This window comes from Bacillus atrophaeus (genome assembly GCF_039519175.1).
Classification (GTDB): Bacteria; Bacillota; Bacilli; order Bacillales; family Bacillaceae; genus Bacillus; species Bacillus atrophaeus.
Genome location: NZ_CP154443.1, coordinates 2,563,360 through 2,580,278, shown reverse-complemented (window position 1 = coordinate 2,580,278; position 16,919 = coordinate 2,563,360). Strand labels below are relative to the sequence as shown.

The following is a 16,919-nucleotide window of genomic DNA, read 5'->3' as shown; positions in this document are numbered from 1 at the left end:
TCTCTGTTAATACTCAATACGCGGATCGACCAATGCGTATAAAATATCGGCAATTAAATTTCCGACGACTACCAAAACAGCAGAAATGACTGTCATTGCCATAATGACCGGATAATCTCTGGAAAACGCTGAATCTATAAATAGTTTGCCAAGTCCCGGCCAAGTGAAAATTTGCTCAACCACAACCGCTCCTCCAATAAACGAAGGAATCATCAAACCGAAAATCGTAATAACAGGAAGAAGGCCATTTCGCAAACCATGCTTAAAAATGACTTTATTTTCTCTAAATCCCTTCGCGCGAGCAGTCCGTATATAGTCCTGTTTCATTACATCAAGCATACTGGATCTGGTATATCTCGTAATGCCTGCCATATCTGCCGTTGCTAAAACAAATGACGGCAGAATCAAGTGATGAAGCCTGTCAAATATATTGAAATCAGCATTTAATGTGCCGACCCCGCCAGTTGGGAACCACCCGAGATTTACAGAGAGAAACATAATGAGGATTAATCCAAACCAGAAATTCGGTATTGCCAGCCCTAAAAATGAAGTAAACGTAATACCATAATCAAGTTTAGAATAAGGACGTTTCGCAGAAAGAACACCAAATGGTATCGAAATCAGAAGAGCGACAAAGGTTGAGAATATCATTAACACCAGCGTATTGGGCAGGCGCGAAAGAATTAATTCGGAAACAGGGGTGCCTTTTTTAACAATAGACGTACCAAAGTCGCCTTGAACCATATTTCCGAGCCATTTTAAATACTGAACAGGCTCAGGATCATTCAATCCGTATTTTTCAATAAACTTTGCTCTGTCTGCTTGGCTGATGGTCGGGTCCATCATCAGGGACATCGGATCACCTGGCGCCGCCTTCATAATAGCAAAAGACAATATGGTAATTCCTAAAAGAATCGGCAGAGACATTAATGTTCTTCTAATAACGTATGTAACCATACACTTGTCCCCTTTTAAAATAAAATGAGAAAGAGAAGGAAGAAATTCCCTTCCCTTTCTGGAAAATGCTATTATTATTGATCAAGCCACCATTTTTCAATATGATATAAATCATTTTTAGGGTGGAATACATACCCCTGCATATTGGATGGAATCGCTCGGTGATAATTGTAATAGAATAAGAAACTGTACGGCTGATCTTCGGCTATCAGCTTATAAATTTCTTCATATTTCTTCTGATATTCTTTTCGGTCTGTAATGGTCTTAGCTTCTTCAAGAAGCTTATCGACCTCTTTGTTTTTATACCAAATATTATTTAAACCATTTTCAGATTGGCTTGAATGGAAGATGGTGTACTGATCCGGGAATGTTGCAAGACTCCAGCCCAGAAGCAACGCGTCGTAATCCCAGTTCGGAGCACTTGTTTGCTCAATCAGCGCACTGAATTCAACAATTTGCGGCTTCGCTTCAACGCCCACCTCTTTTAACTGCTGCTGGACTACTACCGCTAAATCTTCTCGAATTTTATTCCCCTGGTTTGTTTTAATGGTGAAAGAGAATTTTTTTCCGTCTTTATCCAGGATGCCGTCTCCATCCGTATCTTTCCATCCGGCTTCTTTCAATAGCTTTTTAGCTTTTTTCTGATTAAAGTTAAAGGTTGGAATTTTGCCTTTAGGGTAATTCCAAGAAAGCGGGCTTTCCGGTACGTCTGCCACTTCACCGTCTCCGTTAAGCACTTGGTCCACCATTGCTTTACGGTCAAGCGCATATGTCAGAGCTTGACGTACTTTTTTGTCTTTAAACAAGTCATTTTTTTGGTTCCAGCCAATGTAGCTATAGTTAAGGCCTAGATCAGATTTAACCTTTACATGATCAAACGTTTGAACGGTCTCAAAATCTGTGCCCGGCACCACAAAGAAATCTACGTCTCCCGCTTTCAACTGGGCAACGGCAGCATTTGCATCCGGGATCGTTTTGACTGTTACGGTGTCTAGGTATGGTCTTCCGCCATAATAATCGTCATTTGCTTCAAGTTTTACATAATCACCTTTTTTCCATTCTGAGAACTTAAATGGCCCTGAACCAATTGGATTTTTGCGGTTAAATTCGTTCTCGCCAAGTTCCGCAACAGGAACATCTCCTAAAATATGTTTAGGGAGTATTCCATAACTGTCTAAAACGACGTTATAAAAATAAGCATCCTTTTTCTTTAGTTTAAACTCAATTTCGTAATCACCTTTTTTGGTTACAGATTTAAGGGACTCAAATCCCGACCCGCGTTCTCCATTGTAGTCCTTATCCAGAGGAATACTGTATGTGAACACAACATCATCTGCTGTCAGCTCTTTCCCATCGTGAAATTTAACGCCTTCCTTAATTTTCACGTCATAGGTCAGACCGTCATCTGATTCAGTGACTTTTTCAGCAAGTGCAGGTTTTACATTTAATTTCTCATCCGTTTCCAAAAGTGTGCTGAAAATCATGCCTTCAATATCTGAACTTGCAACATCTGTTGAATAGAGAGGGTTAAACAAGGTAGGCTCACCAGTTGAGGCTACAACCAAGTCCCCGCCCTTCTGCGGTTTTCCGGCTGGTTTGTTTTCGCTGCTTGTTGATTTTGATCCTGAGCAGGCTGATAAGAAAATGGCCAGAACCATCAGTACACTTAGCATCGTCAGTGCTGTTTTTCTTACTTTCATCTTCATTTCCCCCTTTGAAATGTAAGTTGTCAGTTAGATCGTGTTGATTATGTAGTACGCATACCCCCTCTCAAGTCTCGCTGCGCCGTGACTCTTCGTTAACCGTAAAGGTGACAGGCGACAAAATGGTTGGGAGCGGCTTCTTTAAATTCGGGTATTTGTTCTTTGCATATGGCTTTTGCGGCGGGGCATCTTGTGTGGAAAACACAGCCTTTCGGCGGATTGGCCGGACTTGGCAGTTCTCCTTTTAAGACGATACGCTCGCGTTTGACGGCTCCTTTTTTTCTTGTGACGGGTACAGAGGATAGGAGCGCCTGGGTATACGGGTGAAGCGGGTTATCGTAGAGCTCATGCTTATCTGTCAGCTCCATCATTTTACCTAAATACATGACGCCGACTCTGTCGCTGATATGCCGCACAACGCTTAAATCGTGAGAGATAAATAGATACGTCAGGTTAAACTCTTCCTGCAATTCTTCCATTAAGTTGATCACTTGGGCTTGGATTGATACGTCAAGCGCAGAAACCGGTTCGTCCGCTATGATCAGTTCCGGATTTAAAGTCAGGGCTCTCGCAATGCCGATCCGCTGCCGCTGTCCGCCTGAAAATTCATGGGGATAGCGATTGGCGAAGGATGGATGGAGGCCGACTCTTGCCAAAAGCTCTTCTACTTTCTCGTTTCGTTCCTTCATGCTGTACATATGATGGGTATTGAACGGTTCCTTAATAATGGATCGCAGGGTTTTTCTCGGATTTAATGAAGCGAACGGATCTTGGAATACCATTTGAATGTTTTTGCGGACACTTTTTCGCAAACTTTCCTCTGACAGGCTGGAAATATCTTGGCCTTTGAATAGAATCTGGCCTTCCGTCGGCTTGTAGAGTCTGATCATCGTACGTCCCGCTGTCGATTTCCCGCAGCCGGATTCTCCTACAATCCCGAGTGTTTCTCCTTTTTTTAAAGAAAATGAAACACCGTCAACAGCCTTTACATCACCCACTTTCCTTTGAAAAAAACCAGATCGGATTGGAAAATATTTTTTGACGTTTTTCAGTTCTAAGATTGTTTCTTCCTTGGCTGTTGTCATGTTTGGTCGGCACCCTCTTCCTCATATAAAAAACATCTCACAGAACGCCCGCTTGGATGGGCCAAAAGCGCAGGCTGATCCGTCCAGCATTTGTCCATTGCTTTTGAACATCTCGGGGCAAACCGGCAGCCCGCCGGCAAATTGTCCGGTGTCGGCACACTGCCTTTGATTGCATTTAATGTATCAATCTCTCCATCTATCACTGGAATCGAGGTAAGCAGACCTTCTGTGTACGGATGTAGCGGTTCTAAAAACAACTCATCCACTGTCGCATTTTCTACGACTTGTCCGCAGTACATGACGATCACTCTGTCGGCCGCCTCTGACACGACACCTAAATCGTGTGTAATGAGAAGGATAGAGGTGTTGAATTTTTGACAGAGCTCTTTCATCAGTTCAAGCACTTGGGATTGTATGGTGACATCGAGTGCTGTCGTCGGCTCGTCGGCAATCAGAAGCTTCGGGTTGCAGCTCAGCGCAATCGCAATCATGACCCTTTGTCTCATTCCGCCTGACAGACGGTGGGGGTAATCCTTCATGATTTGCTCAGCCCTGGAGAATCCGACCATCTGCAAAAGTTCAATTGCTCTTTTGCGTGCTTCTTTTTTATTCATATTTTTATGGTAGATAAGCACTTCGGTAATTTGTTCGCCGATGGTTAACACCGGGTTAAGGGAGGTCATTGGTTCTTGAAAGATCATGGATACGTCGTTGCCGCGGATTTTGCAATAGTCATTTTCGGTGTATGTTACAAGGTCCTTGCCTTCTAGGGTAATGGAGCCATCCATTATTTGTCCGCCAGAGCTTTGGACCAGGCCCATAATGGAAAGGGAAGTAATGCTTTTGCCGGAGCCAGATTCTCCGACAAGCGCGACGGTTTCTCCTTTATTGATATGAAAATCAACTCCGTCTACTGCCGGGATCGGCTGCTTTTTTCTGAAAAAATATGTTTTTAAATTCTGCACTTCTAACAATGTGCTCATAATACTCTCCTTTCACCATCATGGTGTAAAAAATGTTTTAGAGAGAAAATAAACTTTCTATTCTGAAATCACAAAAAATATTGAATTGCCATAAAATTTTATAGTTGTATATTATTACAACACTTTTACAAAAGCAAGAATTTTTTAGGATAAATGTAATATTATTAATTAAATTCCAGACTTTTAATCTTTTAAAGCGTTGCTTCCAGAAAGGTTTCTGACTGGATACTTATTCCGTCCTTGGTATTTACCTTTTTCTCAGTTAAATATTTTTTTACAATATTGAATCCGACTGCATATCCCAGCATGCTCGGATAATATCCTTTTCCAAACAAAAGCTGCGGGTATAATGCGCTTTCCCGCTTTAGATGAAGATGTGGCGCGATCTTTTTTTTGTAAAGCAGCTGAAGCTGGTCCTGTGTATAGTAAGAAGTCCATTCTGCCGTTTGGCTGCTGCCGAACCTCTCATAAACAGCATATTCTGCCAATCCTTCCATGATGATTGTATCAAGAAGTGTGACGTCTTTTTCTTGTTTTGTCATATGTTCTAACCGGCAAACGTGATGATATTCATGGGTCATTAAGGCCGAGACAGAGGAATTCGGAGGATCTGACGGGAGAAAAAGGAACATTTTGTCCCGAAAAGCAAGGCCTGATTTCGAACTGAACTCCAAGCGAATTTTCCGGTTGTGCTCGTCAACCGGCAGCACGATAATGGGTACATCCGGCCCCTCCCATTTCTTCATCAAACATTGCTCTTCCTTTTGGATATGACGAAAGCTTCCTTTTTCTTTCAACAAATTTATTGTATGTTTGCCGTCTTTTAGACTGCGGAACATTCCGTGGTTTTGGAGGTGGCCGAGTATTGCTTTCCAGTCTTCTTTTGCGGCTCCTGAAAAGAAGGGAACAATGTGGCGGGACAAGTCATCTATAGATGTTGAGGACTCGAACCAGCTATACGTTTTTTTTACACTCAAGTGAATCGCCTCCTTTTCGTATTCTATGCACGGCAAAAAAACCGGCTACCTTAATAGGCAGCCGGCAAGTCGTGATGTTATTGATATTTTTTGAAGATCAAGGTCGCATTATGTCCGCCGAATCCGAGCGAGTTGCTGAGGACAACATTTAAGTCCTGTTTCCGCGCTGTGTCCGGTACATAATCAAGGTCGCATTCTTCGTCTGGTGTTTCGATATTAATCGTCGGCGGAATGATTCCGTCTTTAATGGCCAGTACAGAAAAAATCGCTTCAACTCCGCCAGCCGCACCCAGAAGGTGGCCTGTCATTGATTTTGTAGAGCTGATCGCAAGTTTATTCGCGTGCTCGCCGAAAACGGTTTTAATCGCCATTGTTTCGTATTTATCGTTATAGTACGTGCTTGTACCGTGAGCGTTAATGTAATCAATCTCTTCTGGCGCAAGCCCTGCGTCTTTAATCGCTTCCTGCATGGCTCTTGCTCCGCCCTCACCGTCTTGAGCAGGCGCGGTAATGTGGTAAGCGTCTCCGGTTGAACCGTAGCCGACTATTTCCCCATAAATCTTCGCTCCGCGGGCAAGTGCGTGTTCAAGCTCTTCAAGAACCACGATACCTGCTCCTTCACCCATAACAAATCCGTCACGGTTTTTATCAAACGGGCGGCTCGCTGTTTTCGGGTCCGGATTAGTTGAGAGCGCTTTGTTTGCGCTGAATCCCGCAAACGACATTCTTGTCAGCGGCGCTTCTGTTCCGCCTGTGATCATCGCGTCTGCATCACCGCGCTGAATGACTTTGAACGCGTCACCAATCGAGTTTGTTCCTGTTGCGCACGCTGTCACGGTACAAGAGTTGACTCCTTTGGCACCTAAAGCGATTGAAATTTGGCCTGTCGCCATGTCTGGAATCATCATCGGAACGAAGAACGGACTTACCCGTCTCGGCCCTTTCGTTAAGAAGATTTCAAATTGTGATTCAAGCGTTTCCAGGCCTCCGATGCCGGAACCGACCCATACGCCGACTCTCGGTGCGATATCATCCGTAATCTCAAGGCCGGCGTCTTGAACGGCCATTTTAGCGGCTACCACAGCGTACTGTGTGAACCGATCCATTTTTCTTGCTTCTTTTCTATCCATATAATCTTCAACATTGAAGTCTTTCAATTCAGCGGCTACTTTAGCCGGATATTCTTCTGAGTCAACACGTGTAATCGGACCGATTCCAGATACACCGTTGATTGCGTTCTTCCAGCTTGTCTCGACATCATTGCCCAACGGGGATAATGTCCCAAGTCCTGTAACGACTACTCTTTTTTTATTCATATTGTGCACCTCACCCTTTTTCTATCGGCCCCAGCGCAATGCAATGGCGCCCCATGTTAATCCTCCGCCGAATCCAACCATGACGACTACATCGCCGTCTTTGATTTTTCCGGCTTCCAACTCTTCTACGAATGAAATCGGTATAGACGCGGCAGATGTGTTTCCATATTTATGAACGGTTTTAGACATCTTTTCGACAGGAAGCTCCAAACGCTCGCGCGCCGCTTCCATTATGCGGATGTTCGCCTGGTGCGGAATGAGAAAATCGACATCTTCTTTTGAGAGGCCGGCTTTTTCAATGACATTCACGCTTGACTGACCCATTTGGCGAACGGCAAATTTGAACACTTCTCTTCCATGCATGATTGTATGTCCTTTTTCATCCAAGTACAAGTGCTGACCGCCTGTGCCGTCCGCTCCAAGCTCAAATGAAAGGATCCCTCTGTCATCACTGACAGGCCCGACCACCGCAGCGCCCGCTCCGTCTCCAAACAGAACGGCAGTGTTGCGGTCTTCCCAGTCTGTAATGCTGGAGAGTTTCTCAACGCCTATAACGAGAACATGTTTATATGTTCCTGCTTCTATAAATTGTTTACCTGTGACAAGCCCGTACATGAACCCTGCGCATGCCGCGCTGATATCCATCGCACACGCTTTTTTCGCGCCCAGCTGTTCTTGAATCATGCATGAGACAGTCGGAAATGATTGATCCGGTGTGACGGTGGCAACGAGAATCATATCAAGATCCTCAGGCGCGACCTCAGCTTGTTCAAGCGCTTTTTTGGCAGCGGCAACAGCCATATGTGATGAATACGTATCCTCTGAGGCTATTCTTCTTTCTTCTATCCCTGTTCTTGTACGAATCCACTCGTCAGAAGTTTCAACCATCTTTTCTAAATCATGATTCGTCAAAACCTTTTCAGGGATAAAACGGCCCATTCCAAGTATTCCAGCTTTCATCGGGAAGACTCCTTTATATCTTAAATTTAGAAGATCAAACGTTATGATCAATTATTAGTATCTGGTACTAATCCTACCCTATTTTTTTTCTGTTGGCAATATATTCGTCTAATCTATCAGCGCTCTTCTGTCATAGATTATGTTATAAGGACGAAAAGGAGGCGTATATTGTTGGATGTATTTTCAAAAATGATGTTTGGCGATTCCGCAGAAAAAAAAGAGAAACAGGACGAAAAAGAAGCGGTTTCCCGTTCGGGCGAAGAGGAGACTGCCGAAGCTGTCGACTACATGCATGTCATGAACCAAATCGGCTCTATTATGAACTCGCTTGACCAATTAAAACCTGTTTTAAAAGACCTCGGCCCGATGGTTACCGCTTTAAAGAAAAAAATCATGTGAAAAGCCACTTCAATAAAAGTGGCTTTTTATTATTCATTTTCTGATTTTGCGTCGGACTTGCCAAGCTCGTAAGCTTCCGCCATCACCGTTGAAAACAGATTCATAAATGGCTGTATGGACTCGGCAGATAGCTCGATCCCCGATTTTTCCAGCTCCGCTTTTGCTTCCGGCAAATATTTCATCGCGATTTGCAAAAATTCAAGTGATTTTTCATGCTGCATTCGTATTCACTCCGTTACTCTTTTTTCGGCAGTTCATCTGTTCGATTATACGTTTTGATAAGAGCGGCAATTTTATCTTGGAAGGCTTTGTCAACTAGAGGACTGAATGTCCCCATTTCAACGACATGATCTTTAAAATCGAAATAGTGATCTCCGCTTTCCAAAATGCCGTTGCTGTATTGCTCGGCTATGATGCCATAGGCCTTGTCCACATTTTGAACAGTACTTGTCAAAACGGTATTTTCGCCCAGATCAGACTGGTCTGTGACATAGCCGATCGCATAGAGACCGTCTTTTTTAATTTGTTGAATGACAGGAACATTATACCCATCTCCGGCGGGATATACAACATCCGCGCCTTCCTCTTTTATCTTCTCATAAAGCTTCACGGCTGTGGTATCGTCATCCCAGTGGTCTGTATATTTCGTATTGATAGTGATGTCCGGATTTTCATACTTGGCCCCTTTGATGAAGCCGTCTACTTCAGGCTGCCATTTAAAAGAAGCAATCACGCCGATTTGATTGGTTTTGGACATATGTGCGGCTGTCATCCCGCCGAAAAACCCCATCGCTTCTCCGTTAAGATGAACGCTTGTGACGTTGTCGGCTTTTGATTCCGCGTTAGAAATGACAAATTCCATGTCCGGGTAATCCTCACTGACCAGATTAAACATTTCTTCGTATTCACTGCCATGGCCAAAAAGAAGGTTTATCCCTCTCTTGTGGTAATCTTCAATGGCGTTTAATATATCCTCATCAGTCTTAACGCCTTCTTTATAGTAGACGTCGACATTATATGCAGATTGTATACTTAGTAAACCTTTATACCCTTTTGTTCCCCACACTAGATCATTGATTGTATCGGGAAAGAGCATACCGACCTTCTCAATTTTTCCTTTAAACGGAGTTTGTCCACATCCGCTCAGTAACAGGAGGACAGAAAAGATCATGACAAGCCTAGTGATCATGTCATGTTCAACCCCTTTTGCAAGCTATAACATGTATATTCCATATACGTTTATTGTATCTGGAAAGCTCGAAACATGGAAGGTATTTCTTAATATTTGTCGAATAATGATGAAAATTGTCTTTTCCACTCGATAATTTTTGTTTTTGCTTCCTCTTCCGGCGTTTGTTCTGCGACTTGCAAATGAATAACTTTACTTCTGTCCTTCTCGGTTCCTGACACAAGATAGTTCCTCAGCTGGTCAGCCACGTCATCAACGAAAAAGCTGTTTTCCGTTTTTTCTTCTTGCTCTTCTTTCCATGGGCCGTACATTCTCGGAAGAATAATGCAACTGACCGCATCATTTTTCACTTCTTCTTCCCACTTCTCCCTGTCATGTTCATAGACAAGTATATAAACAGTTTCGTTTTTGAAGCTGTCTGCAGAAAAATCGCCGCTCCCATATTGGACACAGACTTTATCATATTGTTTGTCCCCGATATTCTTTAATTGGCGAAAGTGTTCGTTTCTTCCGAGCCACATCAGCCGTTCTTCCAAATAGATTCGTCTATTCTCATTATCCGGACTTGCCAGAATGACATCAACGTCATTACCTTCATCCATCATTCTTTCGCATAATGAAAGGCCGAAAAATTCATCTGCACCAATAATCAGCATTGAGTCCATTGATCTGCCGCCCTTCTTGTTTTTAATATTCAGCAAAGCAAAACAGCCCTCGGTAAAGAGAAGGCTGCTGTTATTGTATTCACTATAATTCTTTTTCATGCCTGTGAAAGAAGTTACAGATAGATGTGTAGATTCTGGTCGGGTGCTCAAATAAGTGGAATGTGATATCCACCGGGCAGCCTGCGTTTTTTTGCGTGTCCTTGTAAACTCCTGCATGCATGCTGTATGGGTAAGGCGCTCCGGTCATCCGCTGCCAGATGTGCACAGGCAGCCTGCTCGGATAGCCTTTTATCGTTTTATAAGAACGTTCGGCCGCTTCTTTTTCTGTTATTCCGTAGCTTTCGGCTGCTTCTTTTAAGAATTGTTTGTAGAAAAATTTGTTTTCTTTTTCTGATTCATAATGTGCCTGAAGATCGAGACAAGGATTCAGCATCGCTGCTGAACGGATGTGGTCCGGGGAAAAACGAAGCAGTTCATCAGCAACGAGGGCGCCCATTCCGTCTGCTAATATATGAATCTTCTGATTGAGGATCTCCTGCTTTAACACAAAGTGGATCAGCTGTTTGGCATACGTGACCGCTTTTTCTGCGCCCCAGTGCCTTCCGTACAAATTGCTGTTAAAAATCGTATATCCTTCTTCCCTCAGCATATTCAACAGCTGATTTCTCCCATAATGCTGAAGCCAAAAGCTGGTCTCATCACCGACGAAGTGAGTCCGGTCTCCCAATATAAAGATACCGAATCCGTTCGGCCGATACGGCAGATGAATGACGTTTTGCTCCGATCCCATTTGAAAATATCTTTCCGTTAATCCCATCGCCTGCCCGCCTCCTTTCGCAGCTTCATCTCACGCTATACTATGCTATGTAGAAAGAAACAAAACGAATAAGGTAAAGTCCTAGTGATGCCTTGAATTGGCTATTATACCAATAGACGATATTTATTTTTATTTTACCATTAAAATGAAGATCAAGCAGAATGATGAAATGAAGAGGGGCATTAAAATTAGCTTCCTACTCTACTTTATATATGGTATGATAACCTTTAGAATAGAATGAGAAGGACGAGGTGGAAACGTGCGATTTATTGTTGCTTTTATTTGGACGTTCCTTTTATCACATATGGCTTGCTACTTGATCGCCTCTATGAACAGAGCCGAATATAACGTGACAACATCTTCTGTTATCGCTGTTATTATCACAGTGCTGGTTATTGTTCTCGGCGAGATGCTTCCTATGAAGAATGAAACAAGCCAACAGCATTAAAAAAACCTGCTTATGCGCAGGTTTTTTTTTACGGCTTTCTTTGGTATGTCCATAGCCTGTTATGATTCGATGTCTCAGGAAACATGTCTCCTGCCGTCAAATGAATTTTTTTCGGGTTTTTCACCATGCTTCCTGTTTCGCCGATTTCTACGTACGCGCCGTTATTAGGCGCTTTTTGCCCAGGTCGGAATTGATGCTGCTGTCCCATTGTATCCCTCCTTTAGCTTTTTGATGTAGTATGCGTTTAAATATCAATAATATGTCTCATAAAAAAACTGCTGAGTATTCCTCAGCAGTTTTTTGTCTTCATCCTTTGTAAAGGATCGCCTTCAGCAAGGCTTTTTGGACATGCAGACGATTTTCAGCTTGTTGGAATACCGCGGAGTTGGGACCGTCAATAATCTCTGCGGTTACCTCTTCTTCGCGATGGGCAGGCAGGCAATGCAAAAATGTATAGTCAGGTTTTGCATGTTTGACAAGTGATGCATTCACCTGGTAAGGCGTAAAGACCGTCAGACGTTCATTTGTTTCCGCTTCCTGCCCCATGCTTGTGAAAACGTCGGAATAAATCACATCGGCCCCTTTGACGGCTTCGACTGGGTCAGCAGTCAGCGTTATAGAGGAACCGGAGACGCCGGCATACTCTTTTGCAGCATTGGCCGCTTCATCAAGAACCTCATAGCCCTTTGGCGAAGCGATTGAGACATCACATCCCATTTTGGCGCAGCCAACCATAAGAGAATGGGCTACATTGTTCCCGTCACCGATATAGGCGACTTTTACACCCTTTAATTTCCCTTTGATCTCTTTGATCGTCAAAAGGTCTGCCAGCGCCTGACATGGGTGATATTTATCTGTCAGCCCGTTGATTACCGGGATGTCCGCATGCTCGGCAAGCTCCTCGACCTTTTCATGCTCAAATGTCCGGATCATTATCGCATCCACGTAGCCGGACAGCACTTTCGCTGTATCCGCCACAGTCTCGCCGCGCCCAAGCTGGAGATCTTTCTGGCTTAAGAAGAGCGCGTTTCCGCCAAGCTGCGCCATTCCCGCTTCAAATGAAACACGCGTCCGCGTTGAAGACTTTTCGAAAATCATCGCAAGCGTTTTTCCTTGAAAGATCGGCTGGATTTTGTTTTGTTTCAAATCGGCGGCTTCGGTGAGCAGAGCGCTTATGTCCGACTCGCTGAGGTCTTTCAATGTTAATAGGTCTTTACCGTACAAACTGGTTTGTGCGTCTCCAATTTTCACTGTGTGCATGGTGCCACTTCCTTTTTATAAAGATCTCTGAGAGAAACAGGCCGATGATGCCCGGAGCCGCTGTTTAAAAACGCCCGGACTGTTTCCGCTTCTGTGAAAATCGTTACGCCGTGTGTCATTGCTTCTACCCGCTGCGTACGCGCTTCTTCAGAGTGATTCAGATTAATGTGGACTGCTTTATCTTTCTGTTCGATCCATGCGGAAAATGGACCTTCGTATACTGAGAAGCCCGCGCTTTCCGCAAGGCTCTTCAAGTTGTCGTTCCCGCCTTCTAAGAAGATGCTTCCTTTTTTCTCCCAGAGGCCGGCATAGATTTTTTTCATTGCGCTATCCGCATCAAACGCAACACACATGCCTTCGCCTGTCGACTTCATTTCCGGCCCGAGCTTTACATCCACATCCTGTATGGCATGTGAAGAGAATACCGGGAATTTCACTGCCACGCCATGCTGATTTTGAACGGATGGGTTTACGTCCTTTAAGGACGCTCCTGCTAAAAGCTGTGTGGCGAGCGGGATCATCTGAACGCCCATCACCTTGCTGACGACCGGAACTGTGCGGCTTGCTCTCGGATTCACTTCAAGAACGAGAATGTTCCCATTGTCTATAACAAATTGAATGTTCATAATCCCTTTAAACGAAAGTTTTTGGGCGATTTTTCGAGCTGCTTTTTTCATACCTTGTTCTTGTTCAGCGGTAAGGGACGGCCCCGGCAGAACGGCAAAGCTGTCGCCGGAATGGACGCCCGCCCGTTCAATATGTTCCACGTATGTCGGAATAAAGACTTCTTCCCCGTCAGAAATTAAGTCAAGCTCCACTTCTTTTCCCGAGATATACTGATCAATTAAAATCGGGTACGGCATAGCGTTTTCGTCATCAAGCAATTGTGAAAGCGCCTCTTCTGACTCAACGATCATCATTCCCATTCCGCCGATGACATAGGATGGCCGGATTAGTACAGGGTAGCCGATTCCCTTCGCTTTTTGCGCCGCTTCTTCTTTGGAATAAGCTGTTTCACCTTTTGCGTGTGCAAGCCCGAGCTCATCGAGCAGCTGATAAAATTGGTCCCGGTCTTCTAAGGCGTCAAGCGTCTCAAACGATGTGCCGAGAAGAACGATGCCGGCTTTTTCAAGTTCTTCTGCTGCATTGATTGCCGTTTGCCCTCCGAATTGCACGATGGCAAAATCAATGTCTTCGTGCTCCGCTACGTTTAAAATGTGCTCTGTCGTAATCGGTTCAAAATAAAGGCGGTCCGCAATTTCATAATCAGTGCTCACCGTTTCGGGATTATTGTTGATCATAATCGTTTCAAACCCGAGCTTTTGCAAGGTAAGGACTCCGTGGACGGCGCTGTAATCAAATTCAACTCCCTGGCCGATACGAATCGGGCCTGAGCCGATAATAAGGGCGCGTTTCTTTTCTTTGCGGCTGACATCTCCGTCGCTTTCGCCAAAATAGGTCGAATAAAAATAATTGGTTTTCGCATCAAACTCAGCGGCGCATGTATCGACGATTTTATAAGACGCGGTAATTCCCGCCTTCTTCCGCAGCTTGCGGACTTGTTCTTCTGTTTTCCCGGTAAGGGAGGCAATCGTGATATCTGAAAAGCCTTTTTCCTTCGCTTTTTTCAGCAAATCAAAAGAGATGTCACCGCATTCTTCCATCATGCGGTTTTCCAGCTCAATGATATGGTGAAAGGCATGCAGGAAAAACGGGTCAATCTTGGTTTTTTCATGTATTTCTTCTATTGAAATACGACGGCTTAAAAGCTCCATGACAACAAAAAATCTGCGGTCATCTGGGGTAATAGCTAACTCCCACAGGGCATCTGCAGACAATCCGCCAAGTTCCGGAAGGTGTGTGCCGATATTTTTCAACTCAAGGGAGGCCGCCGCTTTTTGAATCGCCGCTTCTAAATTTCGTTCAATCGCCATGACTTCGCCGGTCGCTTTCATTTTGGTGCCGAGTGTGCGGTCGGCATTTTTAAATTTGTCAAACGGCCAGCGCGGGAATTTCACGATGACGTAGTCAAGCGCCGGTTCAAAGCTCGCATAAGTGGAGCCTGTGAGCGGATTTTTCAATTCATCAAGTGTATAACCGACTGCAAGCTTTGCCGCCATTTTTGCAATCGGATATCCGGTCGCTTTTGACGCGAGTGCGGATGAACGGCTGACGCGCGGATTCACTTCAATGACATAATATTGTTTGCTCAAAGGATCAAGCGCAAATTGAATGTTACAGCCTCCGACTACGTCAAGAGCTGAAATGATGGTCAGGCTCGCCGTGCGCAGCATTTGATAATCTTCATCTGTCAGTGTTTGTGATGGTGCGACAACTATTGAATCGCCTGTATGGACACCGACCGGATCAATGTTTTCCATGTTGCAGACGGTAATGCATGTATTTTTACTGTCACGCATGACTTCATATTCAATTTCTTTAAAGCCGGCAATGCTTTTTTCGATCAGGCATTGATGGATCGGGCTCGCTAACAGCGCCTGCTTAATCAGAGGAAGAAACACCTCTTTTGAAGGGGCGATCCCTCCACCTTTTCCGCCAAGTGTAAAAGCGGGTCTGACAATGACCGGAAAGCCGATCGCTTCTGCAAAGCGCAGGGCATCTTCTTCGTTATCGACAATTTCACTGTCAGGCACAGGCTGATTGAGCTCCTTCATAAGCGAGCGGAATTTTTCCCGATCTTCTCCTTTTTCAATTGTGTCGACCGATGTGCCCAAAAGCTTCACTCCATTCGCTTTCAGCACTTCTGCTTTTTCGAGCTCAACTGCGAGATTTAAGGCCGTCTGTCCGCCTAAATTCGCAAGCAGTCCGTCCGGCTTTTCTTTTTTGATGATCTCCTTCAGGCTATCTGTCGTCAGCGGCTCAAAATAGATTTCATCTGCGAATGCCTCGTCGGTCATGATGGTCGCCGGGTTATTGTTAACGAGAATGACCCGGTAGCCTTCTTCTTTCAGCGCCATGCACCCTTGAGTGCCTGAATAGTCAAATTCTGCGGCCTGGCCAATGACGATCGGACCGGAGCCGATTACTAATATGCTTGAAATATTGGTGTCTTTAGGCATGAGCGATTTCTCTCCTTGCTGGTGTTACATTCTTTAAATAGTCATCAAAAATCCATTCGCTTTCAGCCGGGCCGGGGTGGGCTTCCGGATGAAATTGGACACTCATGACAGGAAGCTTCTTATGAGAAAGCCCTTCGACAGATGTGTCATTTACATGGTGAAATCTGATGGACAGTTCTTGATCATTAATTGAGTTTTCATCGACCACATAGCTGTGGTTTTGGCTTGTCATAAAGACCTGGTTCGTTTTGCGGTCAATGACCGGATGGTTTGCGCCCCTGTGCCCGAACGGCAGCTTATACGTATTTCCTCCAAAGGCAAGTGCGATCAGTTGGTGGCCGAGACAAATGCCAAGTGTCGGAAAGCGGCTGATGATGTTTTTGATTTGATCCATATACGGCTTTATGGCTTTCGGATCGCCCGGTCCGTTGGATAATACGATGCCGTCCGGTTTGATTTGATAAACGGCTTCCATTTGTTGATAAGGAATGACGGTGACCTTGCAGCCTCTCTTCACCAAAGCCGAGGCGATTGATTTTTTATAACCGAAGTCAATCAAAGCAATATGCCTGTTTCCGTCTCCCTCCGTGGTAATCTCTTGTGCGGAAGCCTGCTCCGCCACGTTTTCCGGCTGTAAAGAAAGCTCCGCCTCCGTTTTGGATGTCGTTACCGCGGCGCTCATAGTGCCTTTCGTGCGGATTTTTTTGACAACCGCGCGTGTATCAACGTGGGACAACAGCGGGATGTTCCATTTGTTCAGGTACTCCTTGAGGCTGTATACCGCTTCATGATGAGAAAAATGCTCACACGCTTCATATACGACCGCGGCTTTTATATGGGGCTTTTTGCTTTCAAAATCGTTCTCGTTAATCCCGTAATTTCCGATCAGCGGGTACGTGAACACGATAATTTGCCCTGTGTATGATGGATCTGTCAGCACTTCCTGATAACCTGTCATGCCGGTAAAAAAAACAGTCTCCCCCGTGCAATTTTCGTTTCCGTCCAGCTCCCCGCTGAATGACGTTCCGTCTTCTAACACTAAATAACCTTCCATCTCAAAGCCCACCTCTTGATGAATAA

At 44.7% G+C, this 16,919-nt stretch carries 16 protein-coding genes and 1 pseudogene; 2 read left to right on the top strand and 15 right to left on the bottom strand.

Going from position 1 to position 16,919, the window contains the following annotated elements:
* Positions 1-6 precede the first annotated feature (6 nt).
* From AAHT65_RS12985 to fabH, 7 genes are all read right to left on the bottom strand, one after another.
* On the bottom strand, positions 7-957 hold the full coding sequence (locus AAHT65_RS12985) for an ABC transporter permease (RefSeq protein WP_094231804.1): 951 nt from the start codon (positions 955-957) through the stop codon (positions 7-9).
* A 74-nt stretch (positions 958-1,031) separates the two neighbouring features.
* A complete protein-coding gene (locus AAHT65_RS12980) occupies positions 1,032-2,657 on the bottom strand; it encodes a peptide-binding protein (RefSeq protein ID WP_106359765.1) in 1,626 nt (541 codons plus the stop codon).
* Between the two features lie 98 nt (positions 2,658-2,755).
* Entirely contained in the window at positions 2,756-3,745 is a 990-nt protein-coding gene (appF, locus tag AAHT65_RS12975) for an oligopeptide ABC transporter ATP-binding protein AppF (protein ID WP_003327594.1), read from the bottom strand.
* Entirely contained in the window at positions 3,742-4,728 is a 987-nt protein-coding gene (locus tag AAHT65_RS12970; RefSeq protein ID WP_010788232.1) for an ABC transporter ATP-binding protein, read from the bottom strand. Before AAHT65_RS12970 ends, appF begins: the two co-directional genes overlap by 4 nt.
* A 191-nt stretch (positions 4,729-4,919) precedes the next feature.
* A complete protein-coding gene (locus AAHT65_RS12965; protein ID WP_088116920.1) occupies positions 4,920-5,705 on the bottom strand; it encodes a DUF2268 domain-containing protein in 786 nt (261 codons plus the stop codon).
* A gap of 77 nt (positions 5,706-5,782) precedes the next feature.
* A complete protein-coding gene (gene fabF, locus AAHT65_RS12960; RefSeq protein WP_094231800.1) occupies positions 5,783-7,021 on the bottom strand; it encodes a beta-ketoacyl-ACP synthase II in 1,239 nt (412 codons plus the stop codon).
* Positions 7,022-7,042: 21 nt separating this feature from the next.
* The gene (gene fabH / locus AAHT65_RS12955; RefSeq protein WP_003327597.1) at positions 7,043-7,981 is read right to left on the bottom strand and encodes a beta-ketoacyl-ACP synthase III; all 939 of its coding nucleotides are present in this window, start codon (positions 7,979-7,981) and stop codon (positions 7,043-7,045) included.
* A 171-nt stretch (positions 7,982-8,152) separates the two neighbouring features.
* Here fabH and AAHT65_RS12950 point away from each other — a divergent pair, with 171 nt between their 5' ends.
* Positions 8,153-8,380: a hypothetical protein gene (locus tag AAHT65_RS12950; protein ID WP_003327598.1), complete on the top strand. Its 228-nt coding sequence runs from the start codon at positions 8,153-8,155 to the stop codon at positions 8,378-8,380.
* Positions 8,381-8,409: 29 nt separating this feature from the next.
* Here AAHT65_RS12950 and AAHT65_RS12945 read toward each other — a convergent pair whose 3' ends face one another.
* The 4 genes from AAHT65_RS12945 to AAHT65_RS12930 all read right to left on the bottom strand — a co-directional run bounded on the left by AAHT65_RS12945 (position 8,410) and on the right by AAHT65_RS12930 (position 11,051).
* A complete protein-coding gene (locus tag AAHT65_RS12945) occupies positions 8,410-8,601 on the bottom strand; it encodes a ComZ family protein (protein ID WP_010788228.1) in 192 nt (63 codons plus the stop codon).
* Positions 8,602-8,615: 14 nt separating this feature from the next.
* The gene (locus tag AAHT65_RS12940) at positions 8,616-9,569 is read right to left on the bottom strand and encodes a BMP family ABC transporter substrate-binding protein (protein ID WP_010788227.1); all 954 of its coding nucleotides are present in this window, start codon (positions 9,567-9,569) and stop codon (positions 8,616-8,618) included.
* 89 nt (positions 9,570-9,658) lie between these two features.
* A complete protein-coding gene (locus AAHT65_RS12935; RefSeq protein WP_327854126.1) occupies positions 9,659-10,234 on the bottom strand; it encodes a hypothetical protein in 576 nt (191 codons plus the stop codon).
* An 82-nt stretch (positions 10,235-10,316) separates the two neighbouring features.
* Complete coding sequence (locus tag AAHT65_RS12930; protein WP_063637420.1) at positions 10,317-11,051, bottom strand: hypothetical protein; 735 nt, start codon at positions 11,049-11,051, stop codon at positions 10,317-10,319.
* A 259-nt stretch (positions 11,052-11,310) separates the two neighbouring features.
* Between AAHT65_RS12930 and AAHT65_RS12925 the strand changes: the two genes are divergently transcribed.
* The gene (locus AAHT65_RS12925) at positions 11,311-11,499 is read left to right on the top strand and encodes a YjzD family protein (protein WP_003327604.1); all 189 of its coding nucleotides are present in this window, start codon (positions 11,311-11,313) and stop codon (positions 11,497-11,499) included.
* Between the two features lie 28 nt (positions 11,500-11,527).
* On the opposite strand, the gene AAHT65_RS12920 is transcribed toward AAHT65_RS12925, so the two are convergent.
* From AAHT65_RS12920 to AAHT65_RS12905, 4 genes and pseudogenes are all read right to left on the bottom strand, one after another.
* Positions 11,528-11,707, bottom strand: a complete 180-nt coding sequence (locus tag AAHT65_RS12920) for a YjzC family protein (protein WP_003327605.1) — start codon at positions 11,705-11,707, stop codon at positions 11,528-11,530.
* A gap of 81 nt (positions 11,708-11,788) precedes the next feature.
* A pseudogene (argF, locus tag AAHT65_RS12915) lies at positions 11,789-12,759 on the bottom strand (ornithine carbamoyltransferase).
* Complete coding sequence (locus AAHT65_RS12910; protein WP_343310331.1) at positions 12,747-15,839, bottom strand: carbamoyl phosphate synthase large subunit; 3,093 nt, start codon at positions 15,837-15,839, stop codon at positions 12,747-12,749. Before AAHT65_RS12910 ends, argF begins: the two are co-directional and overlap by 13 nt.
* Positions 15,832-16,893, bottom strand: a complete 1,062-nt coding sequence (locus tag AAHT65_RS12905) for a carbamoyl phosphate synthase small subunit (RefSeq protein WP_268498992.1) — start codon at positions 16,891-16,893, stop codon at positions 15,832-15,834. The genes AAHT65_RS12910 and AAHT65_RS12905 overlap by 8 nt, the downstream gene beginning before the upstream one ends.
* Positions 16,894-16,919: the final 26 nt, after the last annotated feature.

Excerpts from the sequence above, each read along its gene's own strand:
- AAHT65_RS12985 (WP_094231804.1), bottom strand. The coding sequence starts at position 957 with ATGGTTACATACGTTATTAGAAGAACATTAATGTCTCTGCCGATTCTT.
- AAHT65_RS12980 (WP_106359765.1), bottom strand. The coding sequence starts at position 2,657 with ATGAAAGTAAGAAAAACAGCACTGACGATGCTAAGTGTACTGATGGTT.
- appF (WP_003327594.1), bottom strand. The coding sequence starts at position 3,745 with ATGACAACAGCCAAGGAAGAAACAATCTTAGAACTGAAAAACGTCAAA.
- AAHT65_RS12970 (WP_010788232.1), bottom strand. The coding sequence starts at position 4,728 with ATGAGCACATTGTTAGAAGTGCAGAATTTAAAAACATATTTTTTCAGA.
- fabF (WP_094231800.1), bottom strand. The coding sequence starts at position 7,021 with ATGAATAAAAAAAGAGTAGTCGTTACAGGACTTGGGACATTATCCCCG.
- fabH (WP_003327597.1), bottom strand. The coding sequence starts at position 7,981 with ATGAAAGCTGGAATACTTGGAATGGGCCGTTTTATCCCTGAAAAGGTT.
- AAHT65_RS12945 (WP_010788228.1), bottom strand. The coding sequence starts at position 8,601 with ATGCAGCATGAAAAATCACTTGAATTTTTGCAAATCGCGATGAAATAT.
- AAHT65_RS12940 (WP_010788227.1), bottom strand. The coding sequence starts at position 9,569 with ATGATCACTAGGCTTGTCATGATCTTTTCTGTCCTCCTGTTACTGAGC.
- AAHT65_RS12935 (WP_327854126.1), bottom strand. The coding sequence starts at position 10,234 with ATGGACTCAATGCTGATTATTGGTGCAGATGAATTTTTCGGCCTTTCA.
- AAHT65_RS12930 (WP_063637420.1), bottom strand. The coding sequence starts at position 11,051 with ATGGGATTAACGGAAAGATATTTTCAAATGGGATCGGAGCAAAACGTC.
- AAHT65_RS12920 (WP_003327605.1), bottom strand. The coding sequence starts at position 11,707 with ATGGGACAGCAGCATCAATTCCGACCTGGGCAAAAAGCGCCTAATAAC.
- AAHT65_RS12910 (WP_343310331.1), bottom strand. The coding sequence starts at position 15,839 with ATGCCTAAAGACACCAATATTTCAAGCATATTAGTAATCGGCTCCGGT.
- AAHT65_RS12905 (WP_268498992.1), bottom strand. The coding sequence starts at position 16,893 with ATGGAAGGTTATTTAGTGTTAGAAGACGGAACGTCATTCAGCGGGGAG.